The organism is Clostridioides sp. GD02367 (genome assembly GCF_045900275.1).
In the GTDB taxonomy this organism is placed as follows: Bacteria; Bacillota; Clostridia; order Peptostreptococcales; family Peptostreptococcaceae; genus Clostridioides; species Clostridioides difficile_A.
In genome coordinates, this window is sequence record NZ_JBJODK010000033.1 from 1 (window position 1) to 687 (window position 687).

The following is a 687-nucleotide window of genomic DNA, read 5'->3' on the forward strand; positions in this document are numbered from 1 at the left end:
AGATGGTATAAGGTTAAACCCTAAGTACTTTAAAATGGGCAATCAGCAGGTAAACTCCGAATAGGAGAAACTTCAACGACTATTCCTCTTGAGGGAAGTACACTACAAGTTATCGGTAGTGGAAGTGGGTAGACCTTAACGGATAATGCCGAAGGATAAGATATAGTCTGTGCTTACATGAAAGTGTAAGAAGTTCATAAGAGAACTGCATAGGTAGTAGCGAACTTATGTGAACGACAACCTCAAAAATGATAAAAGTTAAGGGCTTATGGTTCTTATATATGTTATTTAAAAATAAATATAAAAACCTTCAAAATACTTGTTTTAAGTAAATTATATATGTTAATGTTATGATGAGTAACGAAATATATTAATAAAAACAAGTAAAGTGAGGTGATAGTAGTGGAAAAAGCTTATAAGTTTAGGATGTATCCAAATAAAAAACAGCAAGAGTTAATTAACAAAACTTTTGGATGTTGTAGATTTGTATATAATAAATATCTTTCTAAAAAAATAGAAATTTATGAAAATAATAAAGAAACTTTTACTTATAAACAGTGCAGTTCTGATTTGACCAATTTAAAAAGAGAATTAGAGTGGCTTAAAGAACCTGATAAATTTTCACTACAAAATACCTTAAAAGATTTAGAAAACGCATATAAAAAATTCTTTAAAGAAAATGCAGGA

At 28.7% G+C, this 687-nt stretch carries 1 protein-coding gene; it reads left to right on the plus strand.

The features are described 5' to 3' along the window. Positions 1-393: 393 nt before the first annotated feature. The coding region (locus tag Q3223_RS19470) for a helix-turn-helix domain-containing protein (RefSeq protein WP_407812441.1) at positions 394-687 on the plus strand (294 nt) is incomplete at its 3' end.